Origin of the sequence: Sporosarcina sp. P7, from assembly GCF_002743425.1 — a bacterium.
Classification (GTDB): Bacteria; Bacillota; Bacilli; order Bacillales_A; family Planococcaceae; genus Sporosarcina.
In genome coordinates, this window is sequence record NZ_PDZF01000005.1 from 139,854 (window position 1) to 157,582 (window position 17,729).

Annotated in this window: 15 protein-coding genes; 14 read left to right on the forward strand and 1 reads right to left on the reverse strand. The window is 41.3% G+C overall.

The features are described from left to right. Positions 1-2,412: a phenylalanine--tRNA ligase subunit beta gene (gene pheT / locus CSV60_RS07110; protein WP_099636473.1), complete on the forward strand. Its 2,412-nt coding sequence runs from the start codon at positions 1-3 to the stop codon at positions 2,410-2,412. Positions 2,413-2,475: 63 nt separating this feature from the next. Here pheT and rnhC read toward each other — a convergent pair whose 3' ends face one another. Continuing rightward, positions 2,476-3,396 carry a ribonuclease HIII gene (gene rnhC / locus CSV60_RS07115; RefSeq protein WP_099629712.1) on the reverse strand — a complete coding sequence of 307 codons (921 nt, stop codon included), beginning with the start codon at positions 3,394-3,396 and terminating at the stop codon, positions 2,476-2,478. A gap of 173 nt (positions 3,397-3,569) precedes the next feature. Between rnhC and zapA the strand changes: the two genes are divergently transcribed. The 13 genes from zapA (at position 3,570) to CSV60_RS07180 (ending at position 17,693) form a co-directional block, all read left to right on the forward strand. Further along, a complete protein-coding gene (gene zapA, locus CSV60_RS07120) occupies positions 3,570-3,830 on the forward strand; it encodes a cell division protein ZapA (protein WP_099629713.1) in 261 nt (86 codons plus the stop codon). 10 nt (positions 3,831-3,840) lie between these two features. After that, the gene (locus CSV60_RS07125) at positions 3,841-4,380 is read left to right on the forward strand and encodes a CvpA family protein (protein WP_099636474.1); all 540 of its coding nucleotides are present in this window, start codon (positions 3,841-3,843) and stop codon (positions 4,378-4,380) included. An 85-nt stretch (positions 4,381-4,465) separates the two neighbouring features. Continuing rightward, a complete protein-coding gene (polX, locus tag CSV60_RS07130; protein WP_099636475.1) occupies positions 4,466-6,172 on the forward strand; it encodes a DNA polymerase/3'-5' exonuclease PolX in 1,707 nt (568 codons plus the stop codon). A 16-nt stretch (positions 6,173-6,188) separates the two neighbouring features. Then, on the forward strand, positions 6,189-8,546 hold the full coding sequence (locus tag CSV60_RS07135) for an endonuclease MutS2 (RefSeq protein WP_099636476.1): 2,358 nt from the start codon (positions 6,189-6,191) through the stop codon (positions 8,544-8,546). Positions 8,547-8,609: 63 nt separating this feature from the next. Continuing rightward, positions 8,610-9,023: a DUF350 domain-containing protein gene (locus tag CSV60_RS07140; RefSeq protein ID WP_099629717.1), complete on the forward strand. Its 414-nt coding sequence runs from the start codon at positions 8,610-8,612 to the stop codon at positions 9,021-9,023. Between the two features lie 407 nt (positions 9,024-9,430). Beyond that, positions 9,431-11,134, forward strand: a complete 1,704-nt coding sequence (locus CSV60_RS07145) for a long-chain-fatty-acid--CoA ligase (RefSeq protein ID WP_099636477.1) — start codon at positions 9,431-9,433, stop codon at positions 11,132-11,134. An 89-nt stretch (positions 11,135-11,223) separates the two neighbouring features. Further along, the gene (locus tag CSV60_RS07150; protein ID WP_099636478.1) at positions 11,224-11,808 is read left to right on the forward strand and encodes a fatty acid metabolism transcriptional regulator FadR; all 585 of its coding nucleotides are present in this window, start codon (positions 11,224-11,226) and stop codon (positions 11,806-11,808) included. Positions 11,809-11,834: 26 nt separating this feature from the next. Beyond that, on the forward strand, positions 11,835-12,608 hold the full coding sequence (locus CSV60_RS07155; RefSeq protein WP_099636479.1) for an enoyl-CoA hydratase: 774 nt from the start codon (positions 11,835-11,837) through the stop codon (positions 12,606-12,608). A 23-nt stretch (positions 12,609-12,631) separates the two neighbouring features. Then, entirely contained in the window at positions 12,632-13,405 is a 774-nt protein-coding gene (locus tag CSV60_RS07160; RefSeq protein WP_099636480.1) for an electron transfer flavoprotein subunit beta/FixA family protein, read from the forward strand. Between the two features lie 36 nt (positions 13,406-13,441). Beyond that, positions 13,442-14,416: an electron transfer flavoprotein subunit alpha/FixB family protein gene (locus CSV60_RS07165; protein WP_099636481.1), complete on the forward strand. Its 975-nt coding sequence runs from the start codon at positions 13,442-13,444 to the stop codon at positions 14,414-14,416. An 85-nt stretch (positions 14,417-14,501) separates the two neighbouring features. Next, a complete protein-coding gene (trxA, locus tag CSV60_RS07170) occupies positions 14,502-14,816 on the forward strand; it encodes a thioredoxin (RefSeq protein ID WP_099629723.1) in 315 nt (104 codons plus the stop codon). A gap of 51 nt (positions 14,817-14,867) precedes the next feature. Beyond that, complete coding sequence (gene uvrC / locus CSV60_RS07175; protein WP_099629724.1) at positions 14,868-16,667, forward strand: excinuclease ABC subunit UvrC; 1,800 nt, start codon at positions 14,868-14,870, stop codon at positions 16,665-16,667. Positions 16,668-17,084: 417 nt separating this feature from the next. Next, positions 17,085-17,693, forward strand: coding sequence for a succinate dehydrogenase cytochrome b558 subunit (locus CSV60_RS07180; protein ID WP_099629725.1), 609 nt, complete (start codon positions 17,085-17,087; stop codon positions 17,691-17,693). Positions 17,694-17,729: the final 36 nt, after the last annotated feature.

Sequence of the window (17,729 nt, forward strand, 5' to 3'; positions counted from 1 at the left end):
ATGTTAGTATCAACAAATTGGTTAAGTAATTATGTAGATTGGAACGAACTGTCTGTAGAAGAACTGGCAGAAAAAATTACTCGTGCTGGTATTGAAGTAGACGGCATCATAGATCGTTCATTCGGTATGGATAATATCGTCATTGGATACGTGAATAACTGTGTAAAACATCCTGAAGCGGATAAATTACATATATGTCAAGTCGATGTAGGTGGAGAAATTTCGCAAATTATTTGTGGAGCTCCAAATATCGCAGAGGGGCAACATGTCATTGTCGCACGTCCAGGGGCTATCTTGCCTGGCGGAATGAAAATCAAGAAAGCGAAACTTCGTGGTGAAGAATCCAACGGTATGATTTGTTCACTGCAAGAACTCGGTATAGAAGGAAAATTAGTTCCAAAAGCGTATGCTGAAGGAATCTATGTGTTACCGAATGACGTCCGTGCTGGAGATAGCGCATTGACGCATCTTGGTTTGTACGATCGTATTTTAGAATTTGATTTAACGCCAAACCGTTCTGATGCATTGAGTATGCTTGGTGTTGCGTATGAAGTAGGAGCGATTTTATCTAAAGATATTAAACTGCCGGAAATTTCTTATTCAGCGTCTGCAGAAAAAGCTCAAAGCGTTTTGAAACTTTCCGTAGAAGCAACTGAAGACAATCCCATGTACGTAGCAAAAGTAGTGAAGAACGTGAAAGTTGCGGAATCACCTCAGTGGTTGCAAAACACGTTAATGTCAGCGGGTATTCGACCGCATAATAACGTGGTGGATATCACGAACTATGTATTGATGGAATACGGACAGCCTCTACACGCATTTGACTATGACCGTCTTGAAACGAAAGAGATCGTCGTGCGTCATGCTCGTGAAGGTGAAAAAATGGTGACGCTTGATCAAGTGGAGCGTACATTGAATGACCAGCAACTAGTAATAACGAATGGTAAAGAGCCGGTCGCGCTTGCGGGTGTAATGGGCGGTGCGAATTCAGAAGTGCACGAAGGTACCACAACGGTCGTTATCGAATCCGCTTATTTTGCACCAAGTTCTGTTCGACAAACATCCAAAGAAGTGGGCTTGCGCAGTGATGCAAGCACACGTTTTGAAAAAGGCGTTGACCCGAATCGTGTAGCAGAAGCAGCAGAACGAGCGGCACAAATGATGGCGGAACTTGCAGGTGGAGAAGTTCTTGAAGGATCCGTTACCTTTGACGAACTCGACAAAACACCCCAAAGAATCATTCTTTCGCCGGACTACGTGAATAATCGTCTAGGTATGAAGATTGCTATGGATGAGATGAAAACGATTATGGATCGTTTGCAGATCCCGACGGACTTAATCAATGGCCAACTCGTGATGGATATTCCGACACGACGTCAAGATTTGAAAATCAAAGAAGATATGATTGAAGAAATCGCGCGCCTATATGGTTATGATGAAATACCGAAAACATTACCGATCGTGGAAAGTACACCAGGCGGATTGACACCGTATCAGGCGAAGCGTCGCATTGTTCGCAGATACCTTGAAGCGGCAGGTCTATCGCAAGCTTTGACGTATTCATTGGCTTCACCAAAAGATGCGCAAGCTTTCGCGTTGGAGACCGCTCCTGTGACGAAATTGCTTATGCCGATGAGTGAAGAGCGCAGTATTCTTCGCCAAAGCATCATTCCGCACCTTCTTGATGCAACAACATATAACGTAGCTCGTCGAAATGAGTCGATTGCACTTTACGAAACAGGATCTGTTTTTCTTGGTATCGAAGAGGATGGTTTACCGAAAGAAGTGGAACATGTTGCAGCAGCCTTGACTGGCAAATGGGTTCACCATGCATGGCAAGGCGAAACGAAGAAAGTCGACTTCTTCGTTATGAAGGGAATTGTAGAAGGATTGTTTGAGCAGTTAGGTTTGCATGAACGACTGCAGTTTACAAAAGCGACAGTGGATCAAATGCACCCAGGTCGTACAGCGACAGTATGGTTAGACGATCAGTCAGTGGGTATTATCGGTCAAGTACACCCAACCGTTCAAAAACAACGTGACTTGCAGGAAACGTATGTCATGGAAATGAACTTGCAGGCTATTATGCAAACTGCAATAGAAGAGCTGTTGTATGAAGCTGTTCCACGCTATCCTTCCATCTCCCGTGATATTGCCTTAGTTGTCGATCGAGACACAACTGCAGCGAACTTGGAGAAAATAATCCAGCAAGCAGGCGGTAAATTACTGAAGAAGGTTCAGCTGTTTGATTTATATGAAGGGAAGAACGTAGATGAAGGAACAAAATCCGTGGCGTTCTCTCTGACATACTTCGATCCTGAACGTACGTTGACGGATGAAGACGTCGTTAAGGCGCACAGTAAAGTACTGGATGCGTTAACTGTACAAGCAAACGCACAACTTCGATCATAAAAAATAAGCAGGCTACCTATCAGTTTTCTGACAGGTAGCCTACTTTATTTAACCGCAATCATATTATTTTTTATATGCGAGATTCAATGCCTTTTGTGTATTGGCGAAATGTACTTTCGTGATGCTGTGTAGGAATGGTTCTCCTTTTTTACGGATGATTTGACAAGCTATTTGATCAACTTTGGGTCCAGCCCCTTTAGGTAATGTGACACCAGCTTTTGTACTTAATTGATCCATTGCTTCAAGGAATGCGACTCGTGCCAGTATAGAGGCAATAGCTACTGAGACGTGGAGGTTTTCAGCTTTTGTCGAGAAAAATACTTTGTCTCGAATAATAGAAGATTCATCTTTTAAATAATTATAGTAAACACGTCGTTCCGCGAACTGATCAATAAGAATATGTTCTGGTAAAACAGGATGCATCTGATCCAGTACTTGCTGAAGTGCTTGGTTATGAAGAATAGCTTTGATCTTACCTTGCGACCATCCTCTACTTTGGATTTCATTATATTTGATAGTATCGAGCGTCAGTACGGAGTAAGTTACAACTCGTTTCAAATCTTCCGCGATGTGTTGCATATACGCATCTGTAAGTTGTTTGGAATCTTTTACGCCTAGTTCTTTTACCAATTCAATTTGGTCACTACGAACAAAACAAGCAGCTACAGTAACCGGACCGAAGAAATCGCCTGTACCTGTCTCATCTGAGCCGAGAACGGATAGCGATGCAAAATTTGCAGGTAATGTATCTCCTTTTGCTCCAGATGGTGTCACTTTCGTTACAGTCCCCCAGCGTGCAGCTTCTCTGTCTGCACCTGCACCTTGAAACAACACTTTTCCGGACCGGTAAGCAGTAATGGACGTATCGGCAATCTTAGCTGCAAAAATGACACCTGGTGCATTACGGGTAACTTTATTTGTTTCATAGAAGCGAAGTACTTTCGGTATTTCTTTTTCAGACAGGACAATGACCTGATTACTCATTTATTTATCCACCTCTCGAAGTAGTCTATTCCTTAGTATACCTGAAATTAGAGTCCCTTATGAAAGTTCATGTCTGAATTTCGAACCTCGTGTCAATATGAGGCGTAATTGATTCACAAGTAATTGATTTTCATGGTATGATTATGTGAGGGTTTTTAGGGGGAGGGCATAAAATGGCGGACAATAAAAAAGCAAGAGTGACAGTTGAAATCTACGGACAAACATATACGGTTGTTGGTACGGAACCTTCTTCACATGTGCGTTATGTAGCCTCGCTCGTTGACGAAAAAATGCGCGAAATCAGTAAGCATAATCGACATCTCGACAGTAAAAGGATTGCTGTCCTGACGGCGGTAAATAATGTGCATGAATTTCTAAAATTACAAGAAAGAGTAAAAGAATTAGAAGATGAAGTGAAAAAAATGAAGGGTTGAGGTTCAAAACATGGTAGATTTACTCATTATTTTACTGCTTATAGGGGGCTTAATAGCGGGCTTTAGACGCGGGTTCATCGTACAGCTCATCCATATGTTAGGATTGATTGTATCGGTAATCGTAGCGTATAAGTTTTACAAGCCATTTGCAGAAAAATTAATATTATGGATACCCTATCCCGGGGCGACTGCAGCAGATACGCTGAGCTGGACATTCGAAAATTTGGATATGGATATGACGTTTTATCGGTTGATCGCATTTATTTTAATTTTTGTCGGAATGAAGCTGGTTTTGCAATTAGTTGGTTCCATGTTGGACTTTATAAAGCATATTCCGATTCTAGGTTTCGGTGCGCGTCTCGTTGGCGCAGGACTGGGCTTCATTGAATTCTACGTAATCATCTTTTTTGTATTATCTTTACTTGCGATGCTTCCCGTTGAAGTCATTCAAAACTCAGTAGGTCATTCATTGCTGGCAAAAGCGATATTTGAACATACGCCAATTATTTCCTCGGCAATAAAAAATTGGTGGTTCGTTTATATAGGTTAACGCTCGTAAATAATGTACTGTACATATGAACCAAAAGCTTCCCGAACGCGTGGAAGCTTTTTTAACAGAGTGGGAGGATACGAACTTGAATAAAAAGACTATAATTCGTACGTTTGAAAAAATTGCATTATATATGGAGTTACTTGGAGAAAACCATTTTAAGGTAGCAGCATTCAGGAAAGCCGCTTCAATTCTGGAATTGGACACGAGAAGTCTCGCTGAGATGGATGATATCCTATCGTTGAAAGGAATCGGTAAAGGAACCGGTGCGGTCATAACTGATTTGATGGAAAAAGGAACTTCCGATGTATTAATGGAGCTTGAGGAGAAGGTGCCAAAAGGTTTGATTCCTCTCTTGAATATTCCTGGATTGGGTGGGAAGAAAATAGCCAAACTACGGGAAGCATTGGATATAGATTCGGTTGAATCACTTCAAGCAGCTTGCGAAAGACAAGAGGTAAGCAAAGTTCCGGGATTCGGCAAAAAGACAGAGGAGAACTTATTGCGTGAAATAGAAATACTTGCAAATCGTTCCGGCAAGACCCCAATTTGGCAAGTGGCTAAAATCGTTGATATTGTTCAGGCTGAATTACAGTTGATTGAGGAAATTCAGAAGTATCAAGTGGCTGGGAGTTATCGTAGGCGCGAAGAAGAAAGTTCAGATGTAGACTGGATTCTCGTAACTGACGAACCCCAAATTGTTCGTGAAAAAATATTGGCTGCGTTACCGATCGAAAAAGTGATTGCAGCAGGCGATGCTAAACTGTCAATTACGCTTGATACAGTAAGTCCAATCGATGCGGATTTTCGCTTTGTAACTGAAGAGCAATTTGCGACGGCACTTCATCACTTTACCGGCTCTGCCGCGCATAATATACGGATGCGCCAGTTGGCTAAAAAACGTAAAGAGAAAATCAGTGAATACGGCGTGGAAGATGAAGCAGGACATGTGCAGACGTTTGCTAGTGAAAAAGAATTTTTTGCTCATTTTGATTTGCCATTCATTCCGCCAAGCATTCGCAAGGACGGAACGGAGCTTGATCGTGTAAAGGAGATTTCTACACTTGTCACACCTGAACTAATCCGTTCCGATCTTCATATGCACACCACTTGGTCAGATGGTGGACATTCTATAGAAGAGATGGTGGAGGCTTGCCGTGCAAAAGGCTATTCACATCTGGTCATTACCGATCATTCGCATTATTTAAAAGTAGCAAATGGTTTAACACCTGAGCGTTTATTGAAGCAAATTGAGGAAATTCGTGAAGTGAATGCGTTGTATGATGACATTAAGGTATTCTGTGGAACCGAGATGGATATTCTTCCGGACGGGACATTAGATTTTGATGATGAGATCCTAAAGCAACTGGATTTTGTCATTGCGTCTATTCACTCTAGTTTTAATCAACCGCAGGAGCAGATTATGGAGCGTCTGCATGCTGCATGTAAAAATCCACACGTGCACATGATCGCCCATCCAACAGGTCGTATTATTGGTCAACGTGAAGGATATAATCCGGATATCGAGCAGCTCATCAAGTGGGCGAGTGAATATGGTAAAATTCTTGAAGTGAACGCAAGTCCATATCGTTTAGATTTGCGCACAGCACACGTAATACAAGCAATGGAAGCGGGCGTCAATATTGCAATCAATACAGATGCGCACGCGATAGAACAACTTGATATTATGCCGATTGGCGTGGAATATGCACAAAAAGCTTGGCTTCCTGCTGAGCAGGTAGTTAACACATGGCCGCTTGAAACATTTATTGAGAAAGTGATTCGTAAATGAAAGGGAGTGTAAGACATTGGAAAAACGTGTCTTAAAAACACTTGAATTTGATAAAATTATACAACAAGTAGCGGCACAATGTACGTCCATTGCAGGCCGTGCACATATAGAGCAATTGGTACCTTCAAAAAATCTCGAAGATGTCACTCGGTTACTTGAGGAAACAGATGAAGGGTTGGCACTTTTACGTATCCGAGGGAATGTCCCAATGGGTGGAATCCATGATATTCGATCCCATGCTAAACGCGCACAAATTGGTGGAATGTTAAGCGCAATGGAGCTAGTGGAAATTGCAGATACGATCCGTGCTAGCAGAATTCTTCGTCAGATTTTAGAAGCTGTTGCGACTGAAGGCGAGATCTCTATTCCTCATTTAATCGCGCGTAAAGAAGCGATGCCGATCTTGACAGAGATTGAACATGAAATCAATGCAGCAATCGATGATAATGGTCGAGTGATGGACAGTGCTTCATCCGCGTTACGTTCGACTCGTCAAGGCTTACGAATCCAAGAAAGTCGCGTACGTGAACGTCTTGAAAGTTATACAAGAGGGAAGAACGCGTCGAAAATGCTGTCTGACGCAATCGTTACGATGCGTAATGATCGTTACTGTATTCCTGTTAAAGCAGAATATCGATCCCATTATGGCGGTGTAATTCACGATATGTCATCATCTGGTCAAACACTATTCATCGAGCCAGATGCAGTCGTTCAGGCAAATAACGAGATTCGTGAACTGAAAATTAAAGAGCGGGAAGAAATCGAAAAGATTTTACTTGCCTTATCGGCCAGTGTGCAAGAAATCGCTCATGAGCTATTCACATTAGTGCAGCTATTGGCAGAAGTGGATGTTATTTTAGCGAAAGCTAAGTACGGTACTGCCAATAAATGCACAAAACCAGCAGTTAACGCAGATGGCTATATGCGCCTCTCTAAAGCGCGTCACCCGCTTCTGCCAATTAATGAAGCGGTAGCGAATACGATTGAATTTGGCAACGACATTACAACGATTGTGATCACCGGTCCGAATACAGGTGGTAAGACAGTAACGCTGAAAACAGTGGGACTTTGCACGTTAATGGCACAATCAGGCCTGCCAATACCTGTTCTTGATGGTTCTGAAATTGCCGTCTTTGATTCGATTTATGCGGATATCGGGGATGAGCAATCGATTGAACAGAGTTTGAGTACATTTTCCTCTCATATGGTCAACATCGTGAATATATTAAAGAAGTTCGATGATCGTTCTCTATTGTTATTCGATGAATTAGGCTCAGGGACGGATCCTCAAGAAGGTGCTGCTCTTGCCATATCCATTCTGGATGAAGTGCATGGGACTGGCGCACGTGTGATGGCGACAACTCATTATCCGGAATTAAAAGCGTATAGCTTTAACCGGACGGGTGTAGCGAATGCGAGTGTTGAATTCGACATTGATACGTTGAGTCCGACGTATCGTTTACTAATCGGTGTACCGGGACGAAGTAATGCGTTTGAAATTTCCAAACGATTAGGTTTACAAAGTCATGTAATAGATCGTGCAAAGAGTTTCACAGGAGAAGATCGTGGAGAAGTAGATTCGATGATCGCCTCTCTTGAAACGAGCCGCGTACAATCCGAAAAAGATGCTGAACGTACACATGACGTACTTTTGGAAACAGAGAAGTTGAAAAAAGAATTACACGATAAACTCCAAGAATTCGAGGAGCAAAAAGACCGTTTAACAGAAGCAGCCAAAGAAAAAGCGAAAAAAATTGTGGATCAAGCCAAAACGGAGTCCGAAGCGGTTATTTCAGACTTACGTGCTCTACGGTTGAATGCAGGAGCCAGTGTTAAGGAGCATGAGTTAATTGAAGCTCGTAAACGATTGGAAGACGCTAGGCCTGAAGAAAAGAAAAAGAAAGCTATTAAAGCGCAAGCAGGACCACGTCCGTTACAACAAGGGGACGAAGTAAAAGTACTCGCGTATGGACAAAAAGGGACACTTGTTGAAAAAGTATCAGATAATGAGTGGATTGTTCAAATTGGTATTTTGAAGATGAAATTACCTGAGTCCGGATTGCAATATACGAAGCCTGAAAAAGAAAAGAAACATGTCACAGTGTCAGCAGTAAAAGGCCGTTCTGAGCATGTGAAAATGGAGCTCGATTTACGTGGTGAACGATATGAAGATGCTCTTGCACGCACAGAGAAGTATATTGATGATGCATTATTGTCCAACTACCATCAAGTGAATATTATTCACGGTAAAGGAACGGGAGCACTTCGGCAAGGCGTTCAACAATATTTGAAAAAACATTCACGCGTGAAATCCTATCGCTTTGGTGAGGCAGGCGAAGGCGGGAGCGGCGTTACTGTAGTAGAATTAAAATAAATGAAACCTTTCAGCTGTTTGAATCGTATGACAAGCTATAGAACATAAGGAAGGTGTAGCGTTATGAATCATACGGGTTTTTGGAGTCATCCATTAGTTGAGACGGCCGGGTATTTCAGTGTCGTTACACTGTGCTTGATCGTATCAATGGTGCTATTTGAAATTGTAACAAAATATAAAAACTGGGAAGAGATCCGTAAAGGAAACTTGTCAGTGGCGATGGCGACAGGCGGAAAGATATTTGGTGTCGCAAATATTTTCCGCTATTCTATCGAGCAACACAATAGTCTGCCGCAGATGATGGGCTGGGGCTTATTCGGCTTCCTGCTTCTCGTCTTTGCCTATTTGCTGTTCGAATTCCTGACACCGAAGTTTAAGGTTGACGAGGAGATCCAAGCGGACAACCGCTCCGTCGGCTTCATCTCGCTCTGCATTTCGGTCGGACTGTCATTCGTCATCGGCGCCAGTATTTCATAGGAGACCGCATATTATGGAAAGATTAATTAAAATATTATTAGTAGTCTGTGTACTCTTCGTCCTAATCGGAGTATACTGGCTCGTCACCAACACACCCTGACCTCGGTCTTGGTGTGTTTTTTAGTAGTTGAATTGTAGAAGATCAAAACCAAGCGGAGGATAGTTATGTAGTGTTTACGAAAGGATTGAAGCGTTCCCTCCGAAGCGCAAATCCCCTCCCGTATTCCATGTCCAGCCTCTCCATTTCTTGAAAATGTATAATAGCAATCACACTCACATAGACTAAGAGGCATGTATATAGATAAATAAAGCGCTTTCATATTTATCTTGTAAACTAATTAGTTTATCGATATACTAATGAACAAGGAATATTCAAACAATTATATCACGATAAAGGAGTTGTAAAGATGACGAAAAAACCTTGGCTTTCTGTATATCCAAAAGAAATTCCGACTACTTTAGCATATGAAAATATTCCATTGCAAGACTATCTAACCAGATCCAGTAAAAAATATTCAAATAACACAGCGATGCATTTTATGGGGAAAGACATCACGTTCAAAGAATTTCATGAGTCCGCTCTAAAATTTGCTACCTATTTGCAAAAATTAGGAGTCGTAAAAGGTGATCGCGTAGCCATTATGTTACCAAACTGTCCGCAGGGCGCTATCGCTTACTATGGAATTCTATATGCAGGAGCCATTGTGGTTCAGACAAATCCACTGTATACAGAGCGCGAATTGCACTATCAACTCTCTGATTCGGGTGCAAAAGTGATTATATCACTTGATATTTTGTTCCCTCGTGTCACGAAAGCTATGAACGGAACTGCGCTTGAAAATATTATTATTACGGGGATCAAAGATTATCTCCCGTTCCCAAAAAATCTAGTCTATCCATTCATTCAGAAAAAAGAACATAAGTTAACGGTAAAAGTAGAGCATCGTGGTATGCATCATGTATATACCGAAATCATGAAAACAACAAAACCCGATCCGATTCATGTTGCGTATGAGAACGGTGATATTGCATTATTGCAGTATACCGGAGGAACTACGGGACCGCCAAAAGGTGTAGAATTGACCCATTCCAATTTAATTAGCAATACGGAAATGTGTAGTGCATGGTTATACAAAACGACTGATGGCGAAGAAACGATTATGGGCATTCTACCGTTTTTCCATGTGTATGGTATGACGACTGTTTTGATTTTCGCTGTAATGAAAGGTCATAAAATGGTGTTGATACCTAAATTTGATTTCAAGACCGCGTTGAAAGATATTGACAAACAAAAACCAACCATATTTCCTGGGGCACCCACAATCTATATTGGTCTGTTAAATCATCCCGATTTGGAAAAATATGATCTATCTTCTATAAAAGCTTGTCTCAGTGGATCTGCTGCATTACCGGTTGAAGTGAAAGAAAAATTTGAAGCGGTAACCGGTGGAAAACTTGTGGAAGGATATGGCTTAACAGAGACGTCTCCAGTCGCTATGGCTAACTTTATTTGGGATGGATTGGAAAAGCGTGGCTCGGTTGGTGTTCCGTGGCCTGATACGGATGGATGTGTGCTTGGTCCCGGCTCATCAGAACCATTACCAGTAGGAGAAATAGGGGAGATTGCGGTAAAAGGGCCACAAGTAATGAAAGGTTATTGGAATAGACCTGAAGACACACAGGAATCATTCCGCGATGGATGGTTTTTGACAGGAGATTTAGGGTATATGGATGAGGATGGATACTTCTATGTGGTCGACCGTAAAAAAGATATGATTATCGCAAGCGGATTCAATGTTTACCCACGCGAGGTTGAAGAAGTCCTATATGAACATCCAGCTATTCAAGAATGTATCGTAGCAGGTGTACCGGATCCATATCGTGGTGAAACAGTTAAAGCGTATATTGTTTTAAAAGAAGGATATTCCATAACGGAAACAGAATTAGATACGTATTGCAGAAAACAGCTTGCTGCATTTAAAGTTCCAAAACATTATGATTTCCGCGAAGATCTACCTAAAACAGCAGTAGGTAAAATACTGCGCAGAACATTAGTGGAAGAAGAACGAAAGAAATTAACGGAAGTTCAGAATTCATTAAAAAGTTCGTAACAAAATGCTTGACTATAAACCAAAAGAATATTAACATGAAAATATGAATGAATAGTCATTCATATTTTCTTTTTGGTGGTGAATCATTAATGAAGCGAACTAAACCTAAATATAAACAAATAGTAGACGCTGCGGTAATTGTTATTGCGGAGAACGGTTACCATCAAGCGCAAGTCTCAAAAATAGCTAAAGAAGCGGGAGTGGCGGATGGGACCATTTATTTGTACTTTAAAAATAAAGAAGACATCCTAATATCTGTATTCAGAGAAAAAATGGCGATTTTCGTAGAAAATATCAAAGAAATATTAAAAACAGATCTTCCAATTGCAGAAAAACTGGAATTAGTTGTGGAAAATCACTTCAAAGTATTGCAAGAAGATCCTCATTTAGCGATCGTCACACAATTGGAACTCAGACAGTCAAATAAAGAACTGCGATTCCAAATCAATAATGTGTTGAAAGAATATATGGTTTTGTTGGATGCTTTGCTTGAAGAAGGGGTAGAGAATGGAGAATTATCTCCCAATCTAGACCTTAGACTAGCAAGGCAGATGCTATTTGGCACTATGGACGAAACGATTACCTCTTGGGTGATGAACGAACAGAAGTTTAATTTAGTTAGCCTAGCACCTAAAGTTAGCGATATGCTATTGCATGGCTACGAACAACAGTAAGCATTGTATTAAAGGAGAGATAGTAGATGACATTGATTAACTTGGAAAAAGATGGACATGTCGCATTAGCAAAAATTGATCACCCGCCGGCGAATGCCTTATCTTCAAAATTGATTGAGGAAGTGGATCAGTTGTTAACTAGCGTAGAGCACGACGACGATGTTCGTGTTGTAGTTCTATATGGTGAAGGCCGATTCTTCTCAGCAGGTGCAGATATTAAAGAATTCACAACAATCGACACTGGGGCAGCGTTCTCGAAGCTTTCTAGTAAAGGACAAGAAGTTTTCGAGCGTCTTGAAAATTTCCCTAAACCTGTAATCGCTTCCATTCATGGAGCCGCACTTGGAGGCGGTTTAGAGCTTGCTATGGCCTGCCACATTCGTTTAGTTACGAAGAGTGCAAAACTAGGCTTGCCTGAATTGCAATTAGGTCTCATTCCTGGATTTGCAGGAACGCAACGTTTGCCACGTTTGGTTGGTGTAGCCAAAGCAGCAGAAATGATGTTGACGAGTGATCCGATCTCAGGGGAAGACGCAGTACAGTGGGGACTTGCAAATCATGCATATTCAGAAGAAGAACTTTCAGCTGAAACATTGAAGATTGCGAAGAAGATTTCAGATAAGAGCCCGATTGCAGTGAAACATGCATTACGCATGCTTTCCTACTCAAAAGATCCTTCATTCTATGAAGGTGTGGAAGAAGAAGCTAAGTCATTCGGAGCGGTATTCGTCTCTGAAGATGCAAAAGAAGGTATTCAAGCATTTATTGAAAAGCGTCAACCTACATTTACTGGGAAGTAATTATCAAAAAGGAGGTTCTATTAATGAACATTTATGCATTAGTAAAAAGAACATTTGATACGGAGGAAAAAATTTCAATCTCAAACGGTGCCATTGCTGAAGATGGCGCAGAATTCATCATAAATCCATACGATGAGTACGCAGTGGAAGAAGCTATTAAACTACGTGACGAACACGGTGGAGAGGTAACTGTACTATCAATTGGTAACGAAGATTCCGAGAAACAATTGCGAACTGCATTGGCAATGGGTGCAGATAAAGCAGTACTCATCAATATTGAGGACGATATTGATGATATCGACGAATATACTTCTGCGAGAGTCATTGCGGATTACCTAAAAGATAAAGATGCTGATCTAATTCTGGCAGGTAACGTAGCAATCGATGGCGGTTCAGGACAAGTGGGACCACGTGTTGCAGAATTACTAGGCATTAACTATGTCACGACAATTACTGAATTAAAGATAGACGGAACGAACGCAACAGTTGTACGAGACGTAGAAGGGGATTCAGAAACTATTGAAACATCCTTGCCGATTCTCGTAACAGCACAACAAGGTTTAAACGAACCACGCTATCCTTCATTGCCTGGTATTATGAAAGCCAAGAAAAAACCTCTTGAAGACCTAGAGTTCGATGATCTGGACCTAGAGGAAGATGATGTAGAAGCTAAGACGGAAACAAAAGAAGTCTTTTTACCACCTGCGAAATCAGCGGGGCGTGTACTTGAGGGAGAGCCAGCAGATCAAGCGGCTGAACTTATAAAATTATTGCGTAACGAAGCGAAAGTAATTTAATTCATATAGAGAACCGTAATTAGGAGGGACTACATTATGTCAAAGAAAATGTTGGTTTTAGGTGAAGCACGTGATGGAGAACTACGTAACGTATCATTTGAAACAATTGCAGCGGCAAAGAATATTTCAGGCGGCGGAGAAGTTGTCGCTGTTCTTATAGGGGATCAAGTTCAGTCGCTTGGCGAAGAAATGATTCATTATGGGGCGGACCGTGTGGTAACGGTTGAGCATCCGCATTTGAAGCACTATACACCAGACGGCTTTGGCCAAGCGTTCCTTGCAGTGTATGAAGAAGAATCCCCGGACGGTGTCGTATTTGGACATACAGCCATGGGGAAAGACTTATCACCGAAAATTGCAAGTAAGCTTGGAACGGGATTAATTTCAGATGTTACAAAAATTGAAGGAGAAGGCGATGATGCAGAGTTCATCCGCCCAATCTATTCTGGTAAAGCATTTGAACGAGTGGAAATTAAAGAAGGGTTGCAATTTATCACAATCCGACCGAACAACATCGAGCCATTAGCGCATGATGCAAGCCGCTCAGGTGACGTAACAGCGAAAAGCGTGGAAATTACGAATCTTCGCTCTGTCATCAAAGACGTAGTACGTAAATCAACAGAAGGCGTTGATTTATCTGAAGCGAAAGTAATCGTAGCAGGCGGCCGTGGCGTCAAAGGACCTGAAGGGTTTGAGCCTTTAAAAGAATTGGCAAATCTTCTAGGCGGTGCAGTCGGTGCTTCACGTGGAGCATGTGACGCAGACTACTGCGATTATTCACTGCAGATTGGGCAAACGGGTAAAGTCGTTACACCGGACTTGTATATTGCAGCTGGAATTTCCGGAGCGATCCAGCACGTAGCAGGTATGTCCAACTCGAAAGTCATTGTGGCAATCAATAAAGATCCAGAAGCGAACATCTTTAAGATTGCGGACTACGGTATCGTAGGTGACATCTTCGAGATTATCCCCATCATGATCGAAGAAATTAAAAAGATTAAAGTAAGCTAATGAATGGGTACAGGCATTTTTTTAGCCCCTTCTATACCTCCATGATATAATACGAATATAGTTAAAGACTAAGGAGGAAATAAGAATGGCAATTATTAATGCAACTGATTCGAACTTTGCTGAAAACGTAAAAGAAGGCGTAGTACTAGTGGACTTTTGGGCACCTTGGTGTGGTCCTTGTAAAATGATCGCTCCTGTACTAGAAGAACTTTCAGGTGAACTAGAAGGAAAAGCGAACATTGTAAAAGTAAACGTGGATGATAATCAAGAAACTGCTAGCCAGTTCGGTATCATGTCGATCCCAACACTTCTTCTCTTTAAAGACGGGGAAGTAGCTGAGAAGGTAGTAGGCTTCCAACCGAAAGAAGCACTTGCACAACTAGTTGAAAAACACGCATAAATACAAGAGACCGGGCCGCAGAGCAGCCCGGTTTTTTAGTAGGTGAAAATAATGAATGAAATCATTGAACATAAACTTTCGATCCTCCCCGAATTGCCGGGTTGCTATTTAATGAAGGATCGTCAAGGTACAGTCATTTATGTAGGGAAAGCAAAAGTATTGAAAAACCGTGTGCGTAGCTATTTCACGGGTTCCCATGATGGCAAGACACAACGATTGGTCGGAGAAATAGAGGATTTTGAATATATAGTTACCAATTCCGAAATTGAAGCATTAATTTTGGAATTAAACATGATAAAGAAATACGATCCAAAATACAATATCATGCTAAAAGATGACAAAACATATCCTTACTTGAAAATCACGAACGAACGTCATCCGAAATTGATCATTACACGAAAAGTCAATAAAAAATCAGGTAAATATTTTGGACCATATCCAAATGCTAGCGCAGCCCATGAAACGAAAAAGTTACTGGATCGCTTATATCCGTACCGTAAGTGTCAAAGTATTCCTACACGCGCGTGTTTGTATTATCATATCGGTCAATGTCTTGCGCCTTGTATTAAAGAGGTACCTGCTGATGCGTATACTGAAATGATTGCAGACATTACACGATTCCTTAATGGCGGCTATAAAGAAGTCAAAAAGGAACTTCAGCAAAAAATGAATAAAGCTGCGGAAGAATTGGAATTTGAACGTGCGAAGGAATATCGTGATCAAATTACCAATATTGAAACCGTTATGGAAAAGCAGAATATGAATGCGAATGATTTTACAGATCGTGATATTTTTGGCTATGCAGTGGATAAAGGTTGGATGTGTGTGCAGGTGTTCTTCGTTAGACAAGGTAAGATGATAGAACGAGATGTCTCCATTTTTCCGGCCTATCGAGATCCAGAAGAGGAATTACTAACATATCTGGGTCGTTTCTATGGAGAAGCTCAACATTTGTTGCCAAAAGAAGTACTTCTGCCGGAAACCGTTGATTTTACATTAGCAGATCAATTACTCGATACGAATGTGTTGATACCACAACGTGGAAAGAAAAAAGAACTTGTCAAACTGGCCGTCAAGAATGCGTCTATTGCATTGAATGCTAAATTCCAAATTATTGAACGCCAAGAAGAACGTACAATTGGTGCTTGTGAAGAACTTGGAGAAGCGATGAACATCAGTACCCCTCTTCGCATCGAAGCTTTCGATAACTCGCATACACATGGAGTGGAACCAGTATCCGCAATGATATCATTTGTAGATGGAAGACCTAATCGAAAAGATTACAGAAAATATAAAACTAAAACTGCTGCAGCGCATGATGATTATGGTGCGATGCGTGAAGTGGTTAGGCGACGCTATGCACGTGTTTTAAAAGATCAGTTGCCTTTACCCGATTTAATTGTCATTGACGGTGGGAAAGGACAGATGGAAATCGCACGTGAAGTGCTAGAAGATGAACTCGGACTTTCCATCCCGATAGCCGGACTGGCAAAAGATGATAAACATAATACAGCGCAGTTGCTGTACGGTCATCCGCCGCAGATTGTCCCGTTGAAGAAAACGAGTGAAGCTTTTTACTTGCTTCAACGCGTTCAAGACGAAGTTCACCGATTTGCTATTACGTTCCATAGACAGAGGCGGGGGGCATCTTCACTGACTTCATCACTTGATGGAATTGAAGGTGTTGGACCCAAACGTAAACAGCAATTACTGAAACATTTTAAAACAGTGAAAGCCATACGCGAGGCAACACCTGAACAATTAAAAGAAGCAGGGATGCCAAAGAAAGTAGCGGAAGAGTTGCTCGCTCATTTCCAACAACCTGAGGAGTCTGAAAAAGCCCCTGACTGAAGTCAAGGGGCTTTTATTAGTATGTAGTGTTAAGTTATCAGATTACTAATAGATGTTTGATTTTTGCCACAATTTATCCGAATAGTCAGTAATTTTTGTGAGGACGGAAAATGCACAAATAAATGAGTGGTGTAATGGAGACAAAAGATAGGAAAAACTCTCAAACCCTAACTCCTGTAGGATTCATGCAATGTCAAGCGTTGTCGGATCATAGGGGAAAGTGAGGGGTTATTCGACGTTTTTAGAAAAATCATAATCTACTATGAAAAGTACACAGCGTCTTGACCTGTCCAATACAGAGGAGTACAATATACATGTTATCATATTGTACCATGAAGAGAGGTACTGGTGAATGTGAACTAGATAGAGAAACGCATCACTACAGTATAATCTCAGAAATAAGGGAGGGTAAAAGACTTGTCGAAAGAAACAGATTTTTTCTTACGCCGTCTACATTCGTTGCTTGGTGTAATTCCAGTTGGACTTTTTGTTGCTCAACACTTAGTAATTAACCATTTTGCAACGCGCGGTGAGGAAGCATTCAACACAGCATCTAATTTTATGGGGAACTTGCCGTTTGTATTTTTCCTGGAATGGTTTATTATTTACATTCCACTCATGTTCCACGCGTTTTACGGAGTGTACATAGCTTTCTCAGCGAAATACAACGTGGGCCATTACAGTACATTCCGTAACTGGATGTTCACGCTCCAACGGTTCACGGGCGTATTCCTTGTCATCTTCATTGCATGGCATGTATACGAAACTCGTATTCAAAAAGCTCTTGGAGCCGAAGTAGACTTCAACATGATGGTCGATATTTTGTCGAATCCACTTATGCTTGTATTCTATATCCTAGGTGTTGTATCTGCTACTTTCCATTTAGCAAACGGACTTTGGTCTTTCTGTGTTACGTGGGGAATTGCACAATCACCAGAATCACAAAAAATCGTGTCTTACATCACAATCGTTATATTCTTAATACTTTCTGTAATTGGAATTCAAGCACTTCTAGCTTTTGTGTAAAAAACTAACTAACTAATGAAATTATGTATAATTGAG